This is a genomic window from Idiomarina sp. 28-8, from assembly GCF_000320945.2.
Lineage (GTDB): Bacteria > Pseudomonadota > Gammaproteobacteria > Enterobacterales > Alteromonadaceae > Idiomarina > Idiomarina loihiensis.
This window is the reverse complement of the sequence record NZ_DF266789.1, coordinates 783,444-792,114: the sequence shown is the minus strand read 5'-3', so window position 1 is coordinate 792,114 and position 8,671 is coordinate 783,444. Positions and strand designations below refer to the sequence as shown.

General features: G+C 47.3%; 7 protein-coding genes. 3 read left to right on the top strand and 4 right to left on the bottom strand.

Annotation, left to right across the window (positions count from 1 at the left end; all coding sequences use genetic code 11):
* A partial coding sequence (lspA, locus tag RJ32_RS03950; protein ID WP_034819246.1) for a signal peptidase II occupies positions 1-422 on the top strand: 422 nt, incomplete at its 5' end.
* A 21-nt stretch (positions 423-443) separates the two neighbouring features.
* A complete protein-coding gene (locus RJ32_RS03945) occupies positions 444-1,733 on the top strand; it encodes an ISL3-like element ISPpu12 family transposase (protein WP_004574636.1) in 1,290 nt (429 codons plus the stop codon).
* Between the two features lie 69 nt (positions 1,734-1,802).
* Here RJ32_RS03945 and RJ32_RS03940 read toward each other — a convergent pair whose 3' ends face one another.
* Genes RJ32_RS03940 through RJ32_RS03930 form a run of 3 tightly spaced genes read right to left on the bottom strand, consistent with a single transcriptional unit; the run spans position 1,803 to position 6,813 of the window.
* Entirely contained in the window at positions 1,803-4,865 is a 3,063-nt protein-coding gene (locus RJ32_RS03940) for a site-specific integrase (RefSeq protein WP_034819243.1), read from the bottom strand.
* Positions 4,862-6,283, bottom strand: a complete 1,422-nt coding sequence (locus RJ32_RS03935; RefSeq protein WP_034819241.1) for a hypothetical protein — start codon at positions 6,281-6,283, stop codon at positions 4,862-4,864. Before RJ32_RS03935 ends, RJ32_RS03940 begins: the two co-directional genes overlap by 4 nt.
* Positions 6,280-6,813, bottom strand: coding sequence for a hypothetical protein (locus tag RJ32_RS03930; RefSeq protein WP_034819239.1), 534 nt, complete (start codon positions 6,811-6,813; stop codon positions 6,280-6,282). Before RJ32_RS03930 ends, RJ32_RS03935 begins: the two co-directional genes overlap by 4 nt.
* Before the next feature lie 284 nt (positions 6,814-7,097).
* On the opposite strand from RJ32_RS03930, the gene RJ32_RS03925 reads away from it, so the two are divergent.
* Positions 7,098-7,553, top strand: a complete 456-nt coding sequence (locus RJ32_RS03925; RefSeq protein WP_034819237.1) for a hypothetical protein — start codon at positions 7,098-7,100, stop codon at positions 7,551-7,553.
* A gap of 186 nt (positions 7,554-7,739) precedes the next feature.
* Here RJ32_RS03925 and RJ32_RS03920 read toward each other — a convergent pair.
* Positions 7,740-8,671, bottom strand: a 932-nt coding sequence (locus tag RJ32_RS03920; protein ID WP_034819235.1) for an SH3 domain-containing protein, incomplete at its 5' end; no start/stop codon positions are given.

Below are 8,671 nucleotides of genomic sequence, written 5' to 3'. Positions count from 1 at the left end.
TGCAGCAATCAATGGCCTATGGCGAGTATGTTTCGGTGACCCCGTTCTTTAACTGGGTGCACCTATGGAACACCGGTGCCGCATTCAGTCTTTTTGCGAATGGTGGAGGCTGGCAGCGCTACTTTTTTATCGGAATCGCGGTAGTGGTCTCGATTTTTTTGATCAAGCTGATCCTTGAAAATCGTCATAAAGGAGAAGCCATCGCTTACAGTCTTATCCTCGGTGGCGCCATGGGCAACCTGATTGACCGGGTCTTTCGCGGCTATGTTGTGGATTCCTTTGATTTCTATTGGCGAGACTGGCATTGGCCGGCCTTCAACCTGGCTGATATTGCAATTGTCCTCGGTGCCTTACTTTTCGTTTCCAGCAGCTTGTTGGGTAAAAAAGCAAACACCAATGCCGAGCCGGATGGATCTGACTGACACCTACGCCTATACAACACCATGACCGAACTTCCCGACAACATCCTTCACCTGCCGCAATACCAAGTACTGGGCTGCAAATCAACCGACGACGAAATGCACTTCCAGGTGGACGTGCCCGATCCCATCGCCTGCGAGGAATGCGGCGTGCAGGGTGAGTTCGTACGGTTCGGCAAGCGTGACGTTCCCTATCGTGATCTGCCCATCCACGGCAAGCGGGTCACTCTCTGGGTGGTCCGCCGCCGATACACCTGCCGGGCCTGCAAGACAACATTCAGGCCCCAGCTACCGGAGATGGTGGACGGATTCCGTATGACACTGCGGCTGCATGAGTACGTGGAGAAGGAATCCTTCAACCACCCCTACACCTTTGTGGCGGCACAGACCGGCCTGGACGAGAAGACGGTGCGCGACATCTTCAACGCCCGCGCCGAGTTCCTGGGGCGCTGGCACCGCTTCGAGACGCCCCGCATCCTGGGCATTGACGAGCTATACCTGAACAAGCGCTACCGCTGCATTCTGACCAACATTGAGGAGCGAACCCTGCTCGACCTGCTGGCCACCCGCCGCCAGGACGTGGTGACCAACTACCTGATGAAGCTGAAAGACCGGCAGAAGGTCGAGATCGTCAGCATGGACATGTGGAACCCCTACCGGGCAGCGGTCAAGGCTGTGCTGCCCCAGGCCCGTATCGTGGTCGATAAGTTCCATGTGGTGCGCATGGCCAACGATGCCCTAGAGAGAGTGCGCAAGGGCCTCAGAAAGGAGCTGAAACCGTCCCAGAGCCGGACTCTCAAGGGAGACCGGAAAATCCTGCTGAAACGCGCTCACGAAGTCTCAGACCGGGAGCGCCTCATCATGGAGACCTGGACAGGCGCGTTCCCGCAACTGCTGGCCGCCTACGAGCACAAGGAGCGCTTCTACGGCATCTGGGACGCCACCACACGGCTCCAGGCAGAAGCCGCCCTGGACGAGTGGATAGCCACCATCCCGAAGGGCCAAAAGGAAGTCTGGAGCGATCTGGTCAGGGCAGTGGGAAACTGGCGCGAAGAGACCATGACCTACTTCGAGACGGACATGCCCGTCACCAACGCTTACACGGAGTCCATCAACCGACTGGCCAAGGACAAGAACCGTGAAGGGCGCGGTTACTCCTTCGAGGTGATGCGGGCACGAATGCTCTACACCACGAAACACAAGAAGAAGGCACCGACTGCGAAGGTCTCTCCTTTCTACAAGAAAACCATCGGTTACGGACTGCCGGACTTCGCAGAGGAACTCAACTACGGAGTCGATCTATCAACCATCTGAGGGTGGTATCAGATTGATGGGGTGAAGGTGCCCCATCAACCATTAAATCCGTATACCCTTAATTAAATCCTATTTCGAAGGCTGATAATCTGAATTTAGATATTCAGCTTCCGCTCGCAAGTAAATCGCGTAATGATGCAATGCACAAATGAGGGCTCTTGAGCTTCTATATTTAATGCCCTTTTCTTTCATCCATGACTTCATTTCAGAAGTCAGTTCTGCATTCATATACGAGAGTTCCACGCGGCCAAACTTGCTATGATTTTCATAGCTGTCCTTCACCACACTAAGTGTTGCCTCATCAGGCAAGTGTTCATACCAGTAATGTTGGCATCGGGGCGAATCGCGATTTGTTTCCTTGTTTATATGGAGCTTAAGCAACCAGCGCTCAGGCGCTATAAGATTACCTAATGCTTTCATGATGCATCGCAAATCCCTTTTTGATTTCAGTGTTATAGATCTTCGGTTGAACGTCACGTTTTGCAGAAATATGTCTGCTGCTTTGCGCACTCGATTCGAGTCGCCTTTGCTCAAGCGTTGCAGGCTTTGAAGGATTTCCAGTGACTCGAGTTTTTCGTTGTTTTCTTTTGGCATCACCAAGCTCAAATGAGTTTCCGGATTTTCAATTGAGACCTTTGGGTAGAGCCTTGGGTTACCATAATCCGTCTGATACTGTTCATCATGACGGTAATACTTAGCTGCTTCAATAACCCGCTCTATCCACTTTTTTGGCAGGTTAAATACATCCGCTATTTCTTGAGTCGAGAACTTATCGTCATGCGCATGCAAAATTTTATCAACCTGCTCAGCTTTTCGCTGTGTCGCTAAGCGAAAGTTTGGGAATCGGTATGATGTTGACCCCGGCTTTTCTTTGAGCTTTTTAACAAAATGCGCGCGCTCCGTGTTGAATAGTTCATCCAAGACAGCAACCATGTCGGAATTATTTAATAGATCAGACATTCCATTGGTTGAGATAATCCTTTTAACCCTGCCGTGCTGAACAGAAGCAAGTGATGCTAGCACGCGGAAGTCACAACAATTTTCAGCTCTCAATGCTGCTTCGTACAGCAAAATATCAGTGCAGTGCAGATATGTGGTCATTGAAAGTTTACTTTCGAGGTGGCCGGCAGCAGAGGCTATCTCAAATAGCGTATTATCATGGCTAGCTCCATTGAAATAATCTCTAATGGCTTCAATTTGTTCAGGTGCAAGCTTGGTGACCTGCAGTGAACGTTCTTTAGTGGCGAAACAAATCAGTTGCCAGTTCGTCAGTGCAAAATGTCGCAATTGATACAAGTTTACAGAGCGCCCGAGGTAACTACTCAATAGCCGTGAGGCTTCAGCACTGAGTCGATCATAATTGATTAACGAATCATTAAACTCATATTCCGAAAATAGAAGTGCGTTTTTGCGACCGCTAGTTTCTAACTGCCTTTGTCGAACAAAGGCACGAAAAAGCTCCGCTTCATCGGGCATCAGAAATACTGCAAACGCCAACTTTCGTGTGCCTGAAAACGTTTTTGGACTGAAGTGAGCGTTACGTCGGATGCAAAGAAGACCATCGTTGCGTAGGTCTATATCTTTCACTTCCAAATGAAGAGCTTCGGATGGTCGAAGCCCGCAACGAGCCATTAATATCAATGCTAATGTCACAGATTCAGCGACATGCACGGAGCTGTCTTCATAAGCTTTGCAAATATCAGCAAAAAGCTGCCTAACCTGCAAGGCACCTGGGATCGTCGCCCGAACGAATTTTACCCCTCGACCATAACGCTCAAATTGCTCCGGTAACTCGCAGTCCCAGTGCTCGTGTAAATAGGTCCAAAATTGCATGAGGTTTGCAACAAATGCAGAGTCCGCGTTTCCCTCACTTTCAAGCAGTTGTGTGTGTAAAAGCGAATTATCCCGGCTGTCATGCTCCTCAAGGTTAATGCCCTCTGCGACCGCAAACCAAACGGTTCCTAATGAACTCAGTTTTCGCCTTCCGCTGTCTGCAACCTTCCATTTTCTTATAGAAAACATATATATGAACCAGCTAGTGAAAGCCCTTATCGACTCAGGTATCGCTTCAAGGCTTTCAAGAAACATCACCAGATCATCATGTATGAGTTCCGCATCTGAATTAGCTTTGTGGTGAACATTAAGGATGTCTCTTATATCTTTGATGATGGTGTCGCATCCACTTTGCAGGAAACGTTTATTGGATGACCGTCGAGCAGACGCTCTTTCAAAGACTCTAGTCTGCTCGGCCTTTGGCGCTTTCGGATAACGATAGCTGTATTGTGCCAGCAAGCATTCATCAAATGTTGATACACTATTCAACTGGCCGCGCGCAAAAGCTTGAAGAAACGCCGGGGCGTGTATACCTTCTTTGCGGAAGAATATGAGCGAGAGTGAATCAAGAAGCACTCTTTCACTTATTTTTTCGATACTTTCATCGTTCAAAAGTGAGGCTAAAAACGCTCGAATACGAGTCGTCGCATTGGTGGCATTTTTTGACTTTGGCTTGCCGTTGCGCAGAAAGCCATGAATGCCAGCTGTTGTTAGTGGCGGTGGATAGAAAGCACGACTGTTATACCTTTCCTCGCGGGTCTTAACATTGACTGGATGATTCGGAGCGCTATACTTCAACCGTTTTAAGCGCTCGGCACCTGCTTCTATAAAAGCGTCACGTTCCAATACTGACTTTAATAAAGCATTGAGCCCAGCGCTAAAACAAAGCCCGCCCTCAAGCGCAGCGTTACAAAGTATGATCGCAAGCCGATCCTCCTGACTTAACGATGTGTTATCGCGCACAAGATTATAAATCGCAGACTCTGCCGGAGATAATTTACGAACCCACTTTTCAACCTCAGGATTAACAAACTTCGTTGGTACTGTGTGCTTGTGGTAAAGCTGGCCTGTTTTATCTAGGTGGACTTGGTTGAAAACATCACGAGCGACAGAGGTATTGTCGATCATAGTATTACAGAGCTTTTTTATGTCTTTTAGTATGTTGTCCGGTACCTCTTTGGTGTCCAGCAGGTTGATGATTTCATAGACTAAATTGACTTTGTTTGTCTGTTGTTCCGCCGGGGTTTGGTCGGAAAACTTAGCGAGTCTTTTTTGGATTTCCTCTAAAACATCCCTCATAAAGGCACTCCTCGCATGTAATTCGCCATACCCTTAACGCTCATTGGAACGCAGTCGGCGATAATGGCGTCTAATTCCGCTGCCACGAAACGTAAGTCGTCAAATGTTGCAGACTTAGTCGGTTCGTGAGAGTGCTCTGACAACATGCGGTGGCCGGAAAACATATTGACTGCTTCGCGGCTCACTCCTCGGTCTATAAGCTTCGATATCATGAAGTGTCTGCACCAATTTGAGCCGTTATTAGTATCGCCTTGGAATACCTCAGGCAGTGACGAAAATCCTTCAAGAAGACCCTCTTTATTCCATTCACGAAATAAATTCGCTTTCCCATCGAGCGATTTCTTGAGCTCGGCTGCAACATGGGGACTGTCAAACCTTACCTGCTCTTGAAGCGCCTCTAAGTAGTTCACATATTCGTGTATTTCGCTTAACGCTCGCTCGCCAAGTGGCAAAATGCGGGTGTGTACTTCGTGCTTATCTAGGATCTCGGCGGTTTTTGACACAAAATCAAATTCACTAAGTGTTCGAAAGATATTGTTGTAAGGGCGGTGTAAAGTCGCTAGTTGCAGAATGTTAATGACGTAGACGCTGTACCAGTGGTGAATATTCTCGTAATCATAGCGATTCAGCGTTGCACCCTTCAATTCTTCTTTGATGCGATTAAAGAATGTTGCGACGGAATCACGCGTCAAAACCCGAGGTGAGCCAAAACGCAAATCAGCAGGTACGTTAGTCTCGATAAATTTACGAACGGGCGACATATCGACAAACTGCGCCATGTAATCAGCGTGCTTATTAAAAAGCTTTATCGCACCGAAGCATGCATATGAATTTTGGCTAAATACATGCTTTTCTTCGTCAGCGATAAATGAAACGTCAAAATTAGAGAGTTTAAAAAGATGCTTTTGAAAATTGAGGATCCTCGATAGGGTATCGGGCGTCACTCGCTCCAACGTCGATGGCCTGATTGCCAGTAAGAAGCTCTTGAGATCATTTTTGCAGTCGTCACTATTCACGCCTTGGTTCTTGAGTTCAAGAATCCGTGCAGCAATATCCTCTGGAATCAAAACATAGCCTGGTTTCTCAACTGGAATCACCGACATTTTGGGGTTAGTCAGTATCGGTGTTCGAGCGATATTCCACGTGCCGTGCAGTTTTGCAACCCCGGTGCCAGTGAGTTCAATTTTTTGATCCGCACTTAAAAGCTGGGTGCTTGTTCGCCCAGACAGCAGTGTTCCGAGCGCCAACGCTGCAAGAGGGTTGTCTTGATGCTTTTCACAATAGCGTACAGTTTCAATTAGCGCGGCTGAGGATATTCTCTCTTTCGCACTTGATCCAAATTTACTTCGTCTTTTTTCATGTGCCTTGCTGTATTTATTTTTGAGTGCTGGCAGTTTTTGTTTGGCTTCAAGAGTCATTTTTGACCCCTTAACCACGCGAGGCGCTCTTCATTTATTCGGGCTCGTTGTGTATCGACGGACTTTGGGTCGATGGGTGCTAATGAGTAGCTAAATGAGCGTGGCGTATCAAAGCTCTTGTTAAAAATAAGATCGGAGAGAAGTTCAGGCCGATGTTCTGCAAGCTCCGCGATGGCCCCATTATGCTTATTTTTATGTACTTGAGACACCAGCATCGACGCTGCGAATCGCAATGAAAATTTGCTCACATCCAAGTCAGTAATGCTTTTCAGCACCCCAACCCAAATGTGGTCTTCTACTTCTGCTGAGAAGAGCAGGCCCTGCCAGCAACTAATCACATAAAATAAGTTATCTAGCTTCACCACAAGGGGCAAGGTATGCGACCAAGTTCCAGTGTGGCAAGCTCTCATTAAAGAGATATCGCATTGCGGAGTTAGTGTTTGAGTAAATCGAAATGCAAACTGAGCGTCTTGGTGCACTGCAATTTTTGTAAGTGGAACTTTTTTGCTTTTTATGCCTTCCATGAGCATGGTAGATCTCCTTTTAATATTTGTTCTTGGGAAATTTAACTCAAAAGAAAACTTTTCTTCACGATCACCCTCAAAAAATTTATAAGCGTCTAATATTTAGAAGGTTTTATAAATGTTGTTATTGCTTTTTGTTTGCTGAGACTGTCATGGATGATTAAAATTTAAACAATTTGGATGTGATATAATTACTTTGTGCGTGATGGACGAACGAAGAAAAAGGATCCCGTGAGGTATCTGAGAGTCTTTGTTCGAGGAAGCAAAAAGGAACGTAAAAGGAATTACATATGAGCTCAAAACACACCAACTGGACTGACGAAATGGACGCGTATCTGGTGGCCCATTATCACTCAAAGCCTGCATCTCAAATAGCAACCGAACTAAAGACATCAAAGCAAGCGGTTCTTCGACGTGCAAGAAAACTTGGCGTCAAACGAAAGACTGAATCTGAAAGTGTTGAGCGACCTACTTACAGCGCTGAAGAAGACGCTTACATTAAAGACTTTGTTGTAGAGCAAGGGATAGAGGCTGTTGCTGAACACCTCAACAGGTCAGTAAATGCTATTCGAAAGCGCGCACAGCGACTGGGAGTGTCTACCGCTAGATATGTCAAAGCGTTGACCGACAAAGAGCAGCAGTATCTCGAGCAAAACCTCGGAGTTAAGAGCTATGCCGAGATTGGCCAGGTGCTTAATCGAAATGCAGATGCAGTTCGTTGGCATGCCCGCAAGCTTCGGCGTTAAAGTCTTGCCGTCGGAGTGAAGTCAGGAGCGCTATCTTCGTGGTTTTGATGATCCGCTGTCGCCAGTAGCGTATGAGAAACGCCATGGTTCCCGCTTGACTCCAAAATACGGTTACTGGGTATCGAGTGAACTGGTGGCGATTCAGATTGCTAAAATCATTGATCTATACCTCACCTGAGATATCAATCATGAGCCAACCCGCTTAAGGTACTTTTTGTATACCCAGCCGTAGCGGGGAAGCCCTTCGATGTGGTCAATATAACTGACGTAAATCCACTTCTTATTCGGATGAGTTCCGCGCTGGATGAGCCTTACTTTTTGGTTTGGGTGAAGGGTCGTAATAATATGAGAGTCGGCACCCGTCCCCGTGTTGACTCTCAAATTAACTGAGCGGACGACAACGTATTCAGTTAGCCCTGACGTTTGCTCAGGGTCCATCCCATTCGCTTTTTGAAGGTGATGAGTGAAAATGTGGGCCTGAGTTAAGAGATCACGTTGGATTTCTAAATTCTGTTCTCTGTACTCAGCGGTTAGACGGCTTTCATCATGGGCAGCTTGAAAGCTTGCCAATTCCATGAGGAACATCAGCAAGACAAGTATGAACTCTAAATATCTAAGAACCTGCAATGCAGTGAGAGTTTTTGCTGGCGCATCCTCAATCGCGACCACTTCCTCATAATACTCTCTCAATTCGTGAGCTCCGGCTGGAATGTCTTGCTCTACTCCTGCAAGTATATGCTGCATCAACCTGGATACATTCCCTGTAACTGAATCAAGATTGGGTATAGTGAGGTGAGAAAAGCGCAGCCCACTCGCGATAGAAGCAATTTCACCCATTTGAGACAAATTGTGAATGGACGCTAACGCACTAGCTGCTCCGGCTCTAGCCGCAAAGCTACTCTCAAGCATAGACGCGTAGGCAGTGTAAGCTGGAGGAGTGAGTTGATTTGAATCGATTAACGGCGAGATCATTCTCATAGCTTGAGCCGCGGCACCTATCCCCGGGGTTTTCATGGACTCAATCGCGGCTCTAGCAGCATGACCGATTTCCTGTTCGCTCCTTGTTGCAGCTTCTACAGCTGCAAACATTTCACCATGTCGACCAAGTATTGCGCTAG